Annotated in this window: 13 protein-coding genes; 5 read left to right on the forward strand and 8 right to left on the reverse strand. The window is 34.9% G+C overall.

All coding sequences use genetic code 11. From position 1 onward, the window contains the following. Positions 1 to 349: 349 nt before the first annotated feature. Positions 350 to 1,903, forward strand: coding sequence for a methyl-accepting chemotaxis protein (locus AACQ49_RS08280; RefSeq protein WP_161778978.1), 1,554 nt, complete (start codon positions 350 to 352; stop codon positions 1,901 to 1,903). Between the two features lie 127 nt (positions 1,904 to 2,030). Here AACQ49_RS08280 and AACQ49_RS08285 read toward each other — a convergent pair whose 3' ends face one another. Next, positions 2,031 to 3,029 (reverse strand): 2-hydroxyacid dehydrogenase, encoded by a 999-nt coding sequence (locus AACQ49_RS08285; protein WP_012367888.1) that lies wholly within the window; start codon positions 3,027 to 3,029, stop codon positions 2,031 to 2,033. Between the two features lie 158 nt (positions 3,030 to 3,187). Between AACQ49_RS08285 and AACQ49_RS08290 the strand changes: the two genes are divergently transcribed. Genes AACQ49_RS08290 through AACQ49_RS08300 form a run of 3 tightly spaced genes read left to right on the forward strand, consistent with a single transcriptional unit; the run spans position 3,188 to position 6,374 of the window. After that, positions 3,188 to 5,824, forward strand: coding sequence for a YdbH family protein (locus AACQ49_RS08290; RefSeq protein ID WP_088207203.1), 2,637 nt, complete (start codon positions 3,188 to 3,190; stop codon positions 5,822 to 5,824). Continuing rightward, complete coding sequence (locus tag AACQ49_RS08295; protein ID WP_004242803.1) at positions 5,821 to 6,027, forward strand: YnbE family lipoprotein; 207 nt, start codon at positions 5,821 to 5,823, stop codon at positions 6,025 to 6,027. Before AACQ49_RS08290 ends, AACQ49_RS08295 begins: the two co-directional genes overlap by 4 nt. Positions 6,028 to 6,041: 14 nt before the next feature. After that, on the forward strand, positions 6,042 to 6,374 hold the full coding sequence (locus tag AACQ49_RS08300) for a YdbL family protein (protein WP_004242804.1): 333 nt from the start codon (positions 6,042 to 6,044) through the stop codon (positions 6,372 to 6,374). Between the two features lie 78 nt (positions 6,375 to 6,452). Here AACQ49_RS08300 and AACQ49_RS08305 read toward each other — a convergent pair whose 3' ends face one another. The 7 genes from AACQ49_RS08305 to AACQ49_RS08335 form a co-directional block, all read right to left on the reverse strand. Further along, positions 6,453 to 7,037: a fimbrial protein gene (locus AACQ49_RS08305; RefSeq protein ID WP_004242805.1), complete on the reverse strand. Its 585-nt coding sequence runs from the start codon at positions 7,035 to 7,037 to the stop codon at positions 6,453 to 6,455. A 41-nt stretch (positions 7,038 to 7,078) separates the two neighbouring features. After that, complete coding sequence (locus AACQ49_RS08310) at positions 7,079 to 9,493, reverse strand: fimbria/pilus outer membrane usher protein (protein ID WP_012367891.1); 2,415 nt, start codon at positions 9,491 to 9,493, stop codon at positions 7,079 to 7,081. Continuing rightward, on the reverse strand, positions 9,486 to 10,187 hold the full coding sequence (locus AACQ49_RS08315) for a fimbrial biogenesis chaperone (RefSeq protein WP_049218787.1): 702 nt from the start codon (positions 10,185 to 10,187) through the stop codon (positions 9,486 to 9,488). Before AACQ49_RS08315 ends, AACQ49_RS08310 begins: the two co-directional genes overlap by 8 nt. Before the next feature lie 125 nt (positions 10,188 to 10,312). Continuing rightward, the gene (locus AACQ49_RS08320; protein WP_237612810.1) at positions 10,313 to 10,858 is read right to left on the reverse strand and encodes a fimbrial protein; all 546 of its coding nucleotides are present in this window, start codon (positions 10,856 to 10,858) and stop codon (positions 10,313 to 10,315) included. 301 nt (positions 10,859 to 11,159) lie between these two features. Then, on the reverse strand, positions 11,160 to 11,561 hold the full coding sequence (locus AACQ49_RS08325; protein WP_202611295.1) for an NAD(P)H-dependent oxidoreductase: 402 nt from the start codon (positions 11,559 to 11,561) through the stop codon (positions 11,160 to 11,162). 179 nt (positions 11,562 to 11,740) lie between these two features. Continuing rightward, a complete protein-coding gene (locus AACQ49_RS08330; RefSeq protein ID WP_223302925.1) occupies positions 11,741 to 12,286 on the reverse strand; it encodes a fimbrial protein in 546 nt (181 codons plus the stop codon). Between the two features lie 301 nt (positions 12,287 to 12,587). Then, complete coding sequence (locus tag AACQ49_RS08335) at positions 12,588 to 13,208, reverse strand: FMN-dependent NADH-azoreductase (RefSeq protein WP_004242810.1); 621 nt, start codon at positions 13,206 to 13,208, stop codon at positions 12,588 to 12,590. 221 nt (positions 13,209 to 13,429) lie between these two features. On the opposite strand from AACQ49_RS08335, the gene hrpA reads away from it, so the two are divergent. Further along, positions 13,430 to 17,326 carry an ATP-dependent RNA helicase HrpA gene (gene hrpA / locus AACQ49_RS08340; protein ID WP_161778980.1) on the forward strand — a complete coding sequence of 1,299 codons (3,897 nt, stop codon included), beginning with the start codon at positions 13,430 to 13,432 and terminating at the stop codon, positions 17,324 to 17,326. Positions 17,327 to 17,665 lie beyond the last annotated feature (339 nt).

Here is a 17,665-nt window from a genome sequence, read left to right on the forward strand (position 1 = left end):
GCTTTAAAATCTATCCTGTTCATTCTAAAAGATAATTAATCATTTAATTTTTTATCAATCAAATCATAATGCTAATGGAATATTATGTAACGAATTGCTTAGTGGGCAGTGAAATGAAATGTTTATTTCAAAAATAAAAAATAGATTTCACTATGCTCTAAAGTTTTTGATAAAAATGACCGACATTATCAATGTGAGCAGTCTCTTACCTGTCTCTATAATCTAAAAAATAATCTTTAATTTATTTTGTTAACACTAGGGAATGCACTCTTTTTTACTAAAGAGTGCATTCTGATATCTTACAAATATACAGAAAAATCAAAGCTGTATATTTTGCTGGAATATGATTATGTTTAAAAACATCAGTATAGAAAAAACCGTTAAAGTTATGCTGGCTATTTTATTTGTACTTATTATGAGCATTATTTACTTTAGTTATGATGCTTCAACACGCTCTTATCATAACTTTGTTTCATCAAATAACTTAAGTCAGCAAATGTTGCTGATGGGAAAAGCGCGTTATCAAATGGCGGTGATCAGAGCGAATATTAATGGCTTGGATGGGCAGTTAAGAGTGAATGAAAAACCTTCTGCTAAATACCTTCATCAAACTCAAGAATATATAAAAATCACCCGTGAAGAGATCCACCGTTGGGCGGATGCTGAAAAGTTAACCATGGAAGGGCGTCAGGTTGCTGATGATATGACGAAACGCTTTGATGAGCTTTTAGATATATTTACCGATGCCTTAGCTAAATTACGTAAAGGACAATTGACTACGCACTCTGCTAGTCAAAAAATGGATGAACTCAACGAGATCACCATGACATATTATGCCGTCGCCAATGGTATTGAGAATAATTATATTGATATTGCGAAAACCTCACAACAGCGCATTAAGCTAATGGCGTTAGTCACAGCGATTATTGTCATTATGCTCTTTATCATTATCTTACGTTGGTTCTCTCATAGCTTTATCGGCAATATTAAAGTGCTTATTAATATTTTTAGTAAAATGAGCCAAGGCGATTTAAGTATGCGAGTAGAAAATCACGGTAACAATGAATTTGGTAAGCTATTTAATGAAATGAATAAAATGAAAGTTTCATTAAGTCAAATGATTGCTTCGGTAAAAAATGCAGTAAACACCATTAGCGTCAGTGCAAGTGAAATAGCAACAGGTAATACTGACCTCTCCTCACGTACTGAAGAGCAGGCTAGTGCGCTACAACAAACCGTTGCAAGCATGGAGCAAATCAAAACCACGGTTGAAAAAAATGCCGATAACTCACGCCAAGCTAGCCAGTTGGCATTAAGAGCGACAACGTCAGCACAAAACGGCGAAAAGGTGATGGATAATGTTATCGAAACCATGTCATCGATTTCTGAAAGTGCGAAAAAGATCTCAGATATTAATGACATCATTAACAGTATTGCCAATCAAACCAATATTCTCTCATTGAATGCCGCGGTTGAAGCGGCTAGAGCGGGTGAACAAGGTCGCGGATTTACCGTTGTTGCAGCCGAAGTGCGTAACTTAGCCAGTCGTAGTGCAGAGGCAGCCAAAGAGATCAATGAACTTATTACCCATTCGGTAAATAAAGTACAGGTTGGATCACAACAAGTGAGCGAAGCAGGACGCTCCATGTCGGAAATTGTGACCACCATTAGTCAAGTTAATGATTTTATGCAACAGATTGCCTTAGCCTCTAATGAACAAAGTATGGGGATTAATCAAATTGCTATGGCCGTAAGTGAGATGGATACCGTGACTCAACAAAATGCGGCACTTGTGGAAGAGTCTGCCACTATTACTGCCAATATGGATGATGAAGCTCATCAGCTTGCCAACTTAGTCTCTCAATTTAAAGTAGATGAGAAAGAAAATACTAGGCAGGCATAAAAGGGATAATTTACGCTTGATAAAAATGTACTTAAGAAGATAAATATGTTGTTAATTCATTAACCAAGACGAATAAGATAAAACCCCTTTAACCACTCAAAGGTGGCTAAAAGGGGTTTTTAGAGACTTAGGCTTTCACTTCGTTAGGTGATGTTATACCTGCAGCAACCTCTTTAATATTGTGCAATGTCGTTTCACTAATACTAATTAACGCTTCTTCAGTTAAGAATGCTTGGTGCCCGGTAAACAATACGTTATGGCAAGAGGAAAGGCGACGGAACACGTCATCTTGAATAACATCATTTGATTTATCTTCAAAAAATAAATCGCGCTCATTTTCGTAGACATCCATGCCTAATGCGCCAATTTTACCTTGTTTTAAGGCATTAATGGCAGCCGCAGAATCAATTAAGGCCCCACGGCTAGTGTTGATGATCATTACGCCATCTTTCATTTGCGAAAAAGCACTTTCATTTAATAAATGATGATTTTCTGCGGTTAATGGGCAATGCAACGAAATAACATGTGAATTTGCGTAAAGAGTCGCTAAGTCAACATATTCCGCACCCAAATCTAATACAGCTTGGTTTGGATAAGGATCATAGGCCAATAGCTTCATACCAAAGCCTTTTAGTATGCGTAAAGTCGCTAGACCAATTTTCCCCGTACCGATAATCCCTGCAGTGCGATTATGCATATTAAAGCCAGTTAAGCCTTCTAAGGAAAAGTTTGCATCACGGGTACGTTGGTAGGCTCTGTGAATACGACGATTTAACGAGAGCATCATCCCAACAGTATGCTCAGCAATCGCTTCTGGGGAATAAGCCGGCACACGCACTACGGTGATCCCTAATTCGGCCGCTGCCTTAAGGTCAACATTATTAAATCCCGCACAACGCAGTGCAAGGATACGGATGTTGAGACTGGCAAGCTCTTGTAATACGGCACGATTAGCATCATCATTAACAAAGATACAGACTGCATCTGCGCCGACGGCATTTTTTGCTGTTTGTTCAGTCAAATTAAAGTCAAAATATTCGATATCATAATGATATCCATTATGCTGATTGACCCATTCCATGTGTTTGCGGTCATAATGTTTAGTACTATAGGAAACAATTTTCATCCTGTACTCGCTTATTATCGATTAAAATTTATTTTGAGAGTGAGAAAACAAGAATTATCTAACCCCAATAGAGAAGCATTTAATACTATTATTATAAACAATTTAATGGGTAAAGTGGATGTTCGGAATGTGGTTAATGTGATCAAAAGGAAAATGAGGTGTTGTTAAAGAAAACAATCAAATGGACAGGGATGATACTACTGGGTGTCGGTGCAGTTAGCACGACCTTGTGGCTCACCATTCCACGTTGGTTACCTGTTGTGGCTAAAAGCTATTTACCTGAAGGTGTTTCACTCTCTTTAACACAACCTAGGTTACAACAATGGGGTGTTTTTATTGATGATATCGCATTAAAAAGTGATAGCTGTACCTTGGCTAATGTGCAGCAATTTACGTTTAACTATCAAAAACAGCAAATTGATAGCCTATCATTTAATAGTCAACAACTTACTATTAACGAAGGGTGTTTTTCACAATTATCTTTTGCAGATAAAAAAGAGACCGCAGCAGTTCCTCTCGATATTCATGCGTTATTAGCTACTATTCCTCGCTTATCGGTTGATATTAATCATGTTTCTTTAATGGATAATCAGCGCTATAACGGCCATTTTCAGCTTAAAAGTGATACAAATGGGCGATTAATCAGCTATCAGGGAGATAATACGCAGATACAAGCGCTGATCCGTGATAATCAATGGTTAGATATTAAACAATTAAAGATTAATTTACCTGACGATAATCAGATAGAGCTGGCGGCTGAAATAGCGTTACCCCTTAATGTTGATTCATTACCAGAAAATGGTTCTATCAGCACAACATTGTTAACATCCCATTATGCTTACCCATTAGTCTTTATTGCTCAATGGCAGGGGAATAGCGGTACTATTTCTATTGCTGAACAAGGCGGAGGGCAAGCGTTAGCTGTGTTGCCTTGGAATGTAACTGCAGAAAATATCACGATAGAAAAAGGGCGTTGGGAATGGTTTGGGCTTGATCAACCCTTACGTGGTGGTGTGAATATCAACATTGCCCAGTGGCAGCAAGGATTAACGGGATTACGCTTAACTGCGCGCTTAAATGTTATGACGCAAGGGCATGCAGGAAAAGGGAATTTAGTGATGACGATACCTGAAACGGCGATTAACTGGTTAGATGCTGATATACCTATTCAATTGACAGGAATTGTAAATAAAGATCTCATGCAAGCCAGTGCACAACTTCCCGTTAAAGTGACCGGTATGTTGACAGATCCTACTATCGAATTTCAGCCCGGGTCACTATTACGCTTTAAAGGACAACTAACAGAAACGCTGACGGTAAAAGATGCTCGTTTACCACTGGCTGGCTCAACATTATCTTCCAAAGGATTTAATGGTCACCTAAATGCGATTGTGTTAGCTGAAGATACTATTTGGGGAGATTATCGGGTCCATTTTGCTGGACGTTCGACCGATTTCTTACCTGATCAGGGCAATTGGCAATGGCGTTATTGGGGAGAGGGCAATTTATTGCCATTAAAAGCGCGTTGGGATATCGCTGGAACTGGCTCTTGGGTAGATAACATGGTGAGTTTTGAGACATTAAATACCGGATTTGATGTTTTAACTTATCAGCATACCAGTATGTTAGCACCCAGATTGACGCTCTTAACGCCATTTCGTTGGTTAAGAGACGATAAAAACCCATTATTTGAAGGAAAATTGAAGTTAACCAGTCAACGAATCGATTTTCCTGCGGGGGGATTCTTAGATAGAGCTGACTTTATTGCCAGTGTAAAAGGTCAATCTCCTTTTCGTTTTAATATGAAAGGCGAGCTCAATGCCAAGCCAAATATTGGACCGATAACGATTAATACACGTTGGGATGGTGAAAGGCTAAGAGGGCAGATGCGTTGGCCTGCACAACCAATCAATGCCTTTCAATCTTTATTGCCAGAAAAATTAGGCATCACATTAGATAATGGCGAATTTTATACACAAGCTGACTTTTCTATTGCCCCTCAACAAGGTTTAGTTGCTGGTGGACATTTAGTAGTTAAGCAAGGCAGCATGTGGCTAAAAGATGGCGTATTAGAAGGACTCGATTTTATTTTACCTTGGCGTTTAAACGGTGATGAATGGCAACTAGGTGTAAATCAGCCAGTGCAATTACGGATTAAGCGCGTCAATAATTTATTTGAAATGACAGACATTACCGCCGATCTGCAAGGATTTTACCCTATTACAGAAGCAAAACCTTTAGTCTTATCTAATGTCAAGGTTGCTATGCTTGATGGCACTATTTCTATGGCAAAATTAGCATTACCACAGCATGAAGCGGCGATTATCTCATTAGATAATCTAGAGTTAAGTCGGCTTTTCACTTTATTGAAGGTGACCCAATTTGCCGCATCAGGTAAAGTAAGTGGCGAATTACCTTTCTTTATCAATAACAATCAGTGGATAGTGAAAGATGGGTGGCTGGCTAATTCATCGTACTTAACCCTCAGGCTTGATAAAGATTTTGTTGACTCTATTGATGATAGCAATATGACAGCCGGTGTCGCTATGGCATGGTTACGATATTTAGAGATTAGCCGCTCTTGGACGCGGGTTAATTTAAGCAACCTAGGTGAATTAGTGCTTGAAGCGGAAATCCAAGGGAAAAATCCATTGGAAGACAAACGGCGACAAGTAAATCTTAATTATCGCCATCAAGAAAATATTTTTCAGTTATGGCGTAGCTTGCGATTTGGTTCGCAATTGGAAGAGTGGTTAGAAAAGAGCCTATCCGATTTAGGGAGTGAGTCAGAATGATGTTATTATTTTTAAAAAGACTATTTTTATTTGTTATTTTCACTATCGGCATATCAGCACTCACTGGATGTATTCGATTAGAGGTTGCTACCCCGGAAAAACCGATAAACATTAATATGAACGTTAAGATTGAACATGAAATTAATGTCAAAATAGATCGCCAAGTTGAAGACTTGCTGAAAAACAATAGTGCTATATTCTAACGCTGGGGTGAATAATGAATTATAAAAAATATCTCTTTAGTTTTGCATTAATCACAGCATTGATTAGTTCAAATGCCGTTGCTTTAACACTTGATGAGGCGCGCGCGCAAGGCTTAGTAGGGGAAACTTTTAGTGGTTATGTTGAGTTAGTGCAACCAAACCATAAGCAAGCTCAAATATTGGTGAATGAAATCAATCAAGCCAGAAAAGCCAAATATGCTGAAATTGCTAAAACCAATCAAGTGACTCCTGAATCTGTTGCCCGTTTAGCGGGTGAAAAATTAGTGGCAAGAGCCAATTCAGGTGAGTTTGTTAAAGGAATTAATGGGCAGTGGATTAAGAAATAATATCCACTACCCAAGTAGCGATAAAAGAGAGACTAAATTATTCTCATAGCGTTGATATAGTGATAATACTTATTATCACTACAGTACTCTGTTTTCTACACCCGCAAATTCATTATCATTTTCAACAATCTGATCTTTTGCTTCCACAATGAACGTAATACGAGAAGATATATACCCTGGCTTTGCGCGAAGATTATCTTTTTTGACATAATTTATAAAGAAATTAAAATAAGCAGTACCACTTTCATCAATAGTTTTAGTGAATGTATTTTTCTGATTTAAATCAATAGGATTATTTTCATCATCAATTAATTGGAATGTCACATTATCACTTGCTTCAGAGCCTGTTACATCGTTGATAAGGTAACCATTATTAAAATCAATATTTGTATTATCAATACGTAAAGTTATTTTAGTATTCTTTTCTGAACAAAGACTAAAAACTATAGCAATTCTTTTAGAATATCTGTCATTAGCTAAGGTTCCTGCATAATTGCTAGGGAAAGAATCAGGACGTATACTTCTAACTTTAGTGCTATTAGGTATGTCAAAGCTACAACTTATTGGCGCTGGTAAACTACCTCTTCTATTATCAGATAAAGCAATAAAAGGGAAGTATAGTAATAGTAGAGGAATTAAAAATGTTATATTTATTGATTTCATAGAAACACCTTACATAAATATTCAAGAATAAAAATTATTCATTATTGGCAATAAATTTGTTTCTTAATAATTGAATTATTTTTACTTTCATTTTTTACGTTATAATGGAAGAAACATTGTTGCTCCTCTGTATCTCCCCATTTTACTTGTACCGTTCCGCTTTCTTTTATTCCGGAGAGGAATATTCTATTGTGGTCATAGACAGAATCACTAGAAATGAGATTATTATTATCATCAAATGCCATTACATTGGCAGCAAAAGGAATTGGTGTATTTGAGGTAAATAAAACATTATAGCCCCTATTTATAGGGAAATTGATTTTTGCTACCGCACCTAAAGTAGGTACGATGATTTTACTTTGAGTTTTAGTATTACTAAACTCAGGTAACGAATTTATGTTTAGTCCAATAGTATTTTTACGATATGGCATGATGTGCGGTAATATTAAATTACCGTTATTGTCTGTAATGGCTTGTGAAGAACGATTAGTTTTAATTCCGGCAATGCCATTCGTATTTACAATAGCAAAAGTATTACCTAAGTCAGGTGCCAAAGTTACTCCACTTTGATGTAACACTATTGCACCATTAATCCCTAATCTTAAATTGGTTTTATTATTAGACGATTTAGTTGTATTAATAGAATAAGATTGATATCTCCCCTTATACTGAGTATTTACTGAAGTATGATAGCCAGCATTTGGGTGGCTAAAATCCCGTCGGTAATTAATAGAATAGCCTAAGCGATAGTGTTCTAATAAACTTCCACCTATAGTCGTACTATTTATATAACCTTTATTGTTTGGATGATAATCAAATTGATTGCTTACCCAATGATAGGATTGAGAGCTATTTGTTAGTGGAATATTAAAATTTAAAGAAAAATGATTGTCATTATAATATTTTTCATTTTTATATTGATATTTTATACTATAATTCATTTTTTTTATAGAAGATGATAGAGAAGTATTGATTGTAAAGTCATTTTTTCTTTTGGCATAAGAATTTTGATGATAACCAATAGAAAATGTCCCGAAAGATTTAATCGGTTGAAAGAGAGAAATTGTATAGCTATTTTTTATGTTGTCTGTTTGACTTTTTCTAATGCTAACACTATCAGATTTTATTGATTGATAATGGCTAGAAGATATATTTAAAGAAGTACCAATATTGCTCCATCGTTTATTATAGCGCAACTGGTATTTTAATAGATTATTGTGTTCAAAATAACTAATATCACTGGCTACTCCCCCCCAGCGTCCTAAATCTAATGATAATCCTGAAAAGAAAGTATTGCTATTCAGCTTCTTTCTAATTGCACCATAAGCGGTTATTTTTTGATTAATACCATAGGAGAACTCACCCAGTAAAAAAATAGGGTTATTATTTTGATTATTAAACTGGTTATATCTATCATAAGAATATCCAGAAATAAAATTATATTGATAACGACCTTTTTTTAATTGGTTTGGCATTGTAGTAAAGTAATGAGTACTTTTTTTTATACGTCCATCTGCTTCTTTTATTTCTAATACCAATTCATTGCTACCTATAACAGGTAGATCGTTTAAAATAAAAGGCCCAGGAGGAACAATAGTTTCATAAATGGTTCTTCCTTGTTGTTTCACTTTAATTTCAGCATGAGATTCTGCAATCTCTTCTATGATAGGACTATTCATATAGAGATCATTACCAGAGAGCAAATTACTAGATATAAGTTGAAATCCAATTAATTTATCTGTTGATAACATTCTACTGGTTGGTCGAAATTCCCCCACATTAAGCGTTGCCAACAGCGTATTTAATTGATGATAAGCATATAATGAGTATAGCTTAAATTGCTGTTGCTTATGCGTATGATGATAATAACTTTTACTACGTACTCGCCAAGCACCTAAGTTAGCACCTGAGTTAAAACTGATTTTGTGTTCTATCTTATTTTGATTGTTATATTTGCCAAAATAAGAATATGAGCTAAACAAAGCAGGGACACCATCATCCCATAAAACTTGGCTAGCAAGCATATTTTTTTTATTATCTAAGGCTTTTTGTGGAATAGTTAAATATAATGATTGCGAGGAGAAATTATATTTAAAATCAATATTGTAATCGCTTAATAACAAATCAGAACTTAAATCAATAGGAATATTATAAAAAGATGGATCAATATTTAAACGAATTAAATCATTAACATTAATCCTTGGTGTTAATATACCGTCTTTATTTTCATAATATAAAATAATGGTTTCTTTTTTATTTTCGTTGATATAAATATTTGTTGAGTAATAACCATCAGGATGTTCATTATTTAATAACTTGCCGATGGTTTTATTATCAATATTTGACAATACACTTTTATATAGAGAATGAATATTATTGTTAGCAATAGAAAAGAAAGGGTATGCATTTAATATCAATAGCAAAGATGTTTTTAGTCTAAAACTTATCTTACTCATAAATAAGTTCCTTTGGGGTTGCAATGATAGTCTGCTCATACTCATCGACTCTCTTCCAATGTACTTTTTTATCTTTAATATTTTTAGTTATTTTTTTATTTTTTATACTGTAATTTTTAAATGGCGATAGGGTTATTCGCTCATTTAATATATCAATGTTATCTACCTTTGCTTCTGCTATGGTAATAAAATAAGGAGTGGGGTTGTTTATTTTAATAAAATTTTCATCATTAATAAAAAAATTAATATCTTTATTATCACTTTTGTTAATAATATTGCTAGGTGTATAGAAAAGATTATATATTGAGTTTAAAGAGATAAGGAGCAGGTTTTTATCAGCCATCTCATCATCTATAACTGGAACTAATTTTATATTTACTCTATATACAGATTCTTGGTTGATTTCTTTTATATCATCCGTTTTGATAATTTTTAATGTAAAATTTTCATTGGGTGCTAATCTTATTAAACTAGGAGAAATGATAAATGGTGCCTCACTATTATCTTCTTTGTTATAGTGTGATACCCAACTTTGAATAATATAGGTTTTTTGTTCGCTTTTATTTCTTATGTTAAATAGAATTTCCTTATCTTGTTCTTTATAAAAAAATCTATCCTTATTAATTTGAATAGAAGCATAACATGAGAATGTAAAGACAAATGATATTATATAAACAATATATTTTTTAATCATATGTTTTTTAATTAACCATTAGTTAAGTTATTTATTATATTAACCTATAAATAAAAAGCCGGTATTTCCCCGACTTTTTATTAGGCTAAAAATTAAAGCAAAATTATATTTAATTTTGGCCTTTTTTATTCGATATCATCAGTGACGTAAGCATGAAGAGATAAGGTAGATCTGAAAGCACCTGCGGTAATAAGAGCATCCAGCGATTCTGGTCTATCATATTTTAATAAAAATTCTAAGCTACCATGTTCACCGGCAACCTCCGAAGAAAATGTACGTTCTGAATTCTCACCATTAAGTGGAACAAGTTCACCTGTAGAACGCAATAATGCTACTCGTGCATTGGTATCATTTACTGTCGAACCAATATTCATTAAATGACTAGTGTTTTGTTGTGCAAAAACTACTTTGACTTTTCTATCTCTTGCTTGATTAGTACAGCCAGAAAAATCCACACTAAATCGTTTCACAGGAGTAAGTAGTAAAGAATCAACGTAAGCATCATCGAATTGAATTGGAGCAATATCTTGAACGACACAAGTTAGTTTCTCGTCAATTACTCTGCCTTGGATATCTATACCATAACCACCAAGGGGAATCTGTTGTGCAATAGCTTGTGTTGATAAAGAAAGTGTAGATAGAATTAATAGTGAAAATAATGATTTTTTCATTTTAAAGTCCATTTAAGTATTAATTGTAGTTACAAATTTGCTCATAATTAAGAGCAAGATAATAATATTTTTTTACGTGAAATTTGACAAGTTATATATAATTATGATTAGTATTATTTTGTTAAATGATTAGCGAAATATGTTTTTTGTGTTTGGTTGGTTAGATTTAAATTTTAACTTATAGGTAAAAGGTGAAAGGTTTATTTGTTGAAGGTTTTTTTAAAAAAAAATAGAGGTTTTATTTGTGTAATTATATTTATAAAAAATAGCACCTTGATTAAAGGTGCCATTAGATATATTTTTATTTTATCATTATTTCTTTATTAATAATTAAATCTATTTCTTTTTGTACTTGAACATGTGACTGTTGTGCATATTCTTCGCCTAGCGCAGTACCCTCGGTGAGAATAAACTGTATATTATTAATACCAATAAATGATAAAAATTGTGTTAGATATGGAATAATTAAATCAGAGGGTTGTCCTTTATGGATACCGCCACGACTCGTTAATACAATAACTTGCTTATCTTCAAGTAATCCGACTGACCCTGTTTCAGTATATTTAAAAGTTTCGCCTGCACGCGCAATAAAATCAATATAATGTTTTAACTGAGAGAGGATGGAGAAATTATATATAGCCGTATCTTTGCCAAAAGCAAATAATATGGCTTGATCTAAAACGGGAATGGGATCTTTTGCCAAATCACGTAGGGTAATGAGGTCATTTTGATGGTATTTTTGCCAATTTATAATCTTATATTTTTTAATAAACCATTAGATAAGTTATTTATTGTATTAACCTATAAATAAAAAGCCGGTATTTCCCCGACTTTTTATTGGGTTGAAAATTAAAGCAGAATTATATTTAGTTTTGGCTGTTTTTATTGGATATTATCAGTGATGTAAGCATCAAGAGATAAGGTAGCCTTGAAAGCACCTGCGGTAACAGCATCATCAATCGATTCAGGTCTATCATATTTTAATGAAAATACTAATCTACCACTATCACCGGCAACATCCGAATAAAATGTACGTTGTTCTCGCTCACCATTAAGTGGAACAAGTTCACCTGTAGAACCCAATAATGCTACTCGAGCATTGGTATCATTTGCTGTCGAACTAGCATTCATTAAATGAGTAGTGTTTTGTCGTGCAACAACTATTTTGACTTTTCTTGCTCTTTCTTGATTAGTACAGCCAGAAAAATCCACACTAAATCGTTTTTCAGGAGTAAGTAGTAAAGAATCAATGTAAGCATCATCCAATTGAATTGGAGCAACATCTTGAACGACACAAGTTAGTTTCTCGTCAATTACTCTGCCTTGGATATCTATATTATAACCACCAAGGTGAATCTGTTGTGCAATAGCTTGTGTTGATAAAGCAAGTGTAGATAGAATTAATAGTGAAAATAATGATTTTTTCATTTTAAAGTCCATTTAATTATTAATTGTAGTTACAAATTTGCTCATAATTAAGAGCGAGATAATAATATTTATTTACGTGAAGCCTGACAAGTTATATGTAATTATAATAAATATTTATTTATTAAATAATTAGAAATAGATACTTTATATGGTGGGTAAGTTAGATTTAAATATCAAAGTATAGGTAAACAGTGAAGTATTTATCTGTTGAGTTTTTTTTTAAAAAAAACAGAGGTTTTTTTTGTGTAATTATATTTATAAATAAATAGCACCTTAGTTAAAGGTGCCATTAGATATATTTTTATTTTATCATTATTTCTTTATTAATTATTAAATCTATTTCTTTTTGTGCTTGAGCATGTGACTGCTGGGCATATTCTTCGCCTAGCGCAGTACCCTCGGTGAGAATAAACTGTACATTATTAATACCAATAAATGATAAAAATTGTGTTAGATATGGAATGATTAAATCAGAGGGTTGTCCTTTATGGATCCCACCACGACTCGTTAATACAATAACTTGCTTATCTTCAAGTAATCCGACTGACCCTGTTTCAGTATATTTAAAAGTTTCGCCTGCACGCGCAATAAAATCGATATAGTGTTTTAATTGAGAAGGGATGGAGAAATTATACATAGGCGCCGTGATCACAATAATATCATGTGCTTTTAATTCATTAATTAATGTATCAGAGAGTGCTCTAGCGGCTTTTTGTTGTTCCGATAACATAGCCGTATCTTTGCCAAAAGCAAATAATGTGGCTTGATCTAAAACAGGAATGGGATCTTTTGCCAGATCACGTAGGGTAATGAGATCATTTTGATGATGCTTTTGCCAATTTTCTATTAGATAGTCAGCCATTTTATTGCTGTGCGAGTAATTTTCTAAAATACTGGATTTTAGTACAAGAAGCTTGTTCATTTTATTCTCTCGGTAAATATCTGTTATGTTTATATAGACCAAATTTTATCTTATCTGAAAAATTTCACACCATAATCGTTTGAATATGCTATTCAAATTTATTGATTATATATATTCATAGAATAAGAAAATTCATCAACCCTTTATGTGCAAATTGGCTGTTGTGATATCATGGCAACAATATTATTGGGTTAAATAAACCTCAAAAAGGATAACAAAAGGTGGCACTATCATCTGCGATGCTCTACAAAGAGATAGAGCAACTCTCGTTGCGGGATCAGCAACGATTGAGAAAACGCTTACGTGGCGTTGATAAAATAAGTAAAGAAACGTCGAAACAGGCGGTATTAAGCGAGATTGAGCAGGATATTATTGTCGCAAAACAGCGTATATTAAATCGACAAATTCACTGTCCTAAAATTGTTTATCCAGAAAACTTGCCTGTTAGCCAGAAAAAAGAGGCTATCTACAATGCAATCAAAGATAACCAAGTGGTTATTATTGCAGGGGAAACGGGGTCGGGTAAAACAACTCAGATCCCGAAAATTTGTCTCGAATTAGGGCGAGGCGTAAAAGGTTATATTGGGCATACGCAGCCTCGACGTTTAGCTGCACGCTCTGTCGCAGAGCGAATTGCCCATGAATTAAATACAACATTAGGTGAGTCTGTCGGTTATAAAGTTCGTTTTAGTGATCATGTTGGTGATAACACGCTAGTTAAGTTAATGACTGACGGGATTTTATTAGCTGAACTACAACAAGATAAGTTGTTATTACAATATGATACTATTATTATCGATGAAGCCCATGAACGTAGCTTAAATATTGACTTTATTCTTGGTTATTTAAAGCAGCTTTTACCCAAACGCCCAGATTTAAAAGTGATTATTACTTCTGCCACTATCGATCCCGAGCGTTTTTCTAAGCATTTTAATCAAGCTCCTATTATTGAGGTATCTGGCCGAACTTATCCGGTTGAAGTGCGCTATCGTCCTATTGGTGGTGACGCTTTGGATAGTGATAAGGATATGACTGAGGGCATTATTGATGCGATTGACGAGTTAAGTCGAGAAAGTGCGGGTGATATTCTTATTTTTATGAGCGGTGAGCGTGAGATAAGGGATACCGCAGAGGCATTAAATAAATTACAACTGCGTCATACCGAAGTTTTACCCCTATTTGCTCGTCTTTCTAATAGTGAGCAAAACCGGATATTTCAGCCTCATACCGGAAGACGCATCATATTAGCAACCAATGTTGCCGAAACCTCTCTTACGGTACCGGGCATTAAATATGTGATTGATACGGGTTATGCACGTATTAGTCGATATAGTTATCGAACCAAAGTTCAGCGCTTACCCATAGAGCCTATCTCTCAAGCTTCTGCGGATCAGAGAAAAGGGCGTTGCGGTCGTGTTTCTGATGGTATTTGTATTCGTCTTTATTCTGAAGATGATTTTATTTCCCGTGCGCAATTTACCGATCCTGAAATACTAAGAACCAATCTTGCTTCGGTTATTTTACAAATGACCTCGATAGGATTAGGGGATATTAGCGGATTTCCTTTTGTACAAGCGCCCGATAAACGCAATATACAAGATGGTGTACGCTTATTAGAAGAGCTGGGTGCCTTACAAGAGGGTACTGATAATAAAGGTGCTTATCGTTTGACGCCGATGGGGAAACAATTAGCTCAGCTTCCTATCGATCCAAGATTAGCGAGAATGGTTCTTGAAGCACGCAAATATGGTGCAGTTAGAGAATTAATGGTGATCACATCGGCGCTTTCTATTCAAGATCCTCGTGAAAGACCGATGGACAAGCAACAAGCATCAGATGAAAAACATCGTCGTTTCCAAGATAAAGATTCAGATTTTCTTTCATTACTCAATTTATGGGACTATTTAAAAACTCAGCAGAAAGAGTTGAGTCACTCTCAGTTTCGGAAACACTGTCGCCAAGAGTTTTTAAACTTTATGCGAGTTAGGGAATGGCAAGATGTCTATACGCAACTACGCCAAGTTGTGAAGGAATTAGGTTTTCCAATTAATAGCCAACCGGCCGATTTTAAAAGTATTCATGTGGCTTTATTAAGTGGGCTATTATCACATATCGGACAAAAAGATAGCGATAAGCAAGAGTTTACTGGCGCGAGAAATGCGCGTTTTGCTATTTATCCCGGCTCTGGGTTATTTAAAAAACCGCCAAAATGGACCATGGTGGCAGAATTAGTCGAAACATCACGGTTATGGGGGCGCATTGCTGCACGCATTGAAGCGGAATGGATTGAACCTATCGCGACCCACTTAGTTAAATATCACTATAGTGAGCCTCATTGGTCAAAAGCACAGGGTGCGGTAATGGCTAATGAAAAAGTCACCTTATATGGTTTACCTATTGTGGCCTCACGATTAGTAAATTATGGCAAAATTGATCCACTATTATGTCGAGAGTTATTTATTCGCCATGCGTTGGTAGAGGGCGATTGGCAAACTCGGCATGCTTTTTTCCGTGAAAATTTAAAATTACGTACCGAGGTTGAAGAGCTAGAGCATAAATCACGTCGTCGCGATATTTTAGTAGATGATGAAACGCTGTTTACATTCTACGATCAACGAATACCACAAGATGTTATCTCTACCCGCCATTTTGATAAATGGTGGAAAATAGCGCAAAAGAATTCACCTGATTTGCTGAGCTTTGAAAAAAGCATGCTTATCAAAGAAGATGCTAAACGTGTTAGTGCATTAGATTATCCAAATTATTGGCATCAAGATAATTTAAAATTACGCTTAACTTATCAGTTTGAGCCAGGTACAGCAGCAGATGGCGTCACTGTCCATATTCCATTACCGATTTTAAATCAGGTTAAAGATGAAGGTTTTGATTGGCAAATTCCGGGTATTCGTCATGAATTAGTCGTTGCCTTAATAAAATCATTACCTAAACCTATACGTCGTAATTTTGTTCCTGCGCCTAACTACGCTTCAGCTTTTTTAGAACGAGTGGTTACCCCTGAAGGTGAATTACTCGATAAATTAGAAAAAGAGCTACGTAGAATGACCGGCGTTACGGTCGAACGTGATAGTTGGCAACTTGAGCAAGTGGCCGATCACTTAAAAATGACTTTTCGAGTTGTTGGTGACAACAATAAAACCCTTGCGGAAGGAAAAGATCTTAATCAGTTAAAAGCACGTTTAAAGGACAAAGTTCAAGAAACATTATCAGCGGTAGCAGATGATGGTATTGAGCAGCAAGATTTACATATTTGGAGTTTTGGTGACTTGCCACAACGCTACGAACAAAAGCGTGGTAGCTATTCAGTTAAAGCCTATCCGGCATTAGTGGATGAAAAGAATAGTGTTGGTATCAAGCTATTTGAAACAGAAACAGAGCAACAAGCGGCAATGTGGCAGGGGATAAGACGGTTATTACTACTTAATATTCCTTCACCCATTAAATACTTGCATGAAAAATTGCCTAATAAAGCAAAATTAGGTCTTTATTTTAATCCTTATGGCAAGGTGCTAGATCTGATTGATGACTGTATCGCTTGTGGGGTTGATAAACTCATTGCTTCTTATGGGGGATTAATATGGCAAGAAGAGCAATACCAAAAACTCCAAGATTATGTCCGTGCTGAATTAAACGATGTTGTTGTCGAAATTGCTAAACAAGTTGAGTCTATTTTAACTCAAGTATTTGCGATTAATAAACGCTTAAAAGGGCGGGTTGATATTAGTGTCGCTTTTGCATTATCTGATATTAAAGCACAACTTAATCAATTAGTTTTCCCCGGATTTGTCACATCCCATGGCTGGAAACGTCTTGCGGATATTCCTCGCTATCTCAGTGCCATTGAAAAACGTATGGAGAAATTAGCGATTGATCCTAACCGTGATAGAGCACAAATGAGCCGAGTTGAAAATGTCATTTTGCAGTGGCAACAGTGGTTAGCTAAGTTAACCGAGAAGCAAAAACAGCAAGAAGAGGTACAAAATATTCGTTGGATGATAGAGGAATTAAGAGTGAGTTTATTTGCTCAACAGATAGGAACGCCTTATCCCATCTCTGATAAACGCATCTTACAAGCTATTGAGTCTATCTCATTAAGTTAAAGCTGATAGATAAACCCACAATGGTGAGTTATGGCCATTGTGGGTTTATATACTACTATTATTGATAATGTACTGAAATGGTAAATTGATCATTAATATTGTCAGCTAAAACCACTTTATTACTGTCTAAGATAAAAGATGTTATTGCGCTATTTTTTATTGAAATGGCAGTGTTCTTTTTAATATTCAATATTCTATTAGCGTTTTTTATTATTGATGGACAATTTGATATCTTCAATATAACTTCTTGGTTCTCTTTTGATTTATTATCATCCATTATGTATTCACAGCTAGTTTCATAGATATAATAAGCATTTACAGAAAACACAGGTAGTAATA

Source organism: Proteus sp. G2675 (genome assembly GCF_963886535.1).
Taxonomy (GTDB): Bacteria; Pseudomonadota; Gammaproteobacteria; order Enterobacterales; family Enterobacteriaceae; genus Proteus; species Proteus mirabilis.

Excerpts from the sequence above, each read along its gene's own strand:
- AACQ49_RS08315 (WP_049218787.1), bottom strand. The coding sequence starts at position 10,187 with ATGATTAAAAAATATATTGTTTATATAATATCATTTGTCTTTACATTC.
- AACQ49_RS08285 (WP_012367888.1), bottom strand. The coding sequence starts at position 3,029 with ATGAAAATTGTTTCCTATAGTACTAAACATTATGACCGCAAACACATG.
- AACQ49_RS08280 (WP_161778978.1), top strand. The coding sequence starts at position 350 with ATGTTTAAAAACATCAGTATAGAAAAAACCGTTAAAGTTATGCTGGCT.
- AACQ49_RS08310 (WP_012367891.1), bottom strand. The coding sequence starts at position 9,493 with ATGAGTAAGATAAGTTTTAGACTAAAAACATCTTTGCTATTGATATTA.
- AACQ49_RS08295 (WP_004242803.1), top strand. The coding sequence starts at position 5,821 with ATGATGTTATTATTTTTAAAAAGACTATTTTTATTTGTTATTTTCACT.
- AACQ49_RS08300 (WP_004242804.1), top strand. The coding sequence starts at position 6,042 with ATGAATTATAAAAAATATCTCTTTAGTTTTGCATTAATCACAGCATTG.
- AACQ49_RS08320 (WP_237612810.1), bottom strand. The coding sequence starts at position 10,858 with ATGAAAAAATCATTATTTTCACTATTAATTCTATCTACACTTTCTTTA.
- AACQ49_RS08305 (WP_004242805.1), bottom strand. The coding sequence starts at position 7,037 with ATGAAATCAATAAATATAACATTTTTAATTCCTCTACTATTACTATAC.
- AACQ49_RS08335 (WP_004242810.1), bottom strand. The coding sequence starts at position 13,208 with ATGAACAAGCTTCTTGTACTAAAATCCAGTATTTTAGAAAATTACTCG.
- AACQ49_RS08330 (WP_223302925.1), bottom strand. The coding sequence starts at position 12,286 with ATGAAAAAATCATTATTTTCACTATTAATTCTATCTACACTTGCTTTA.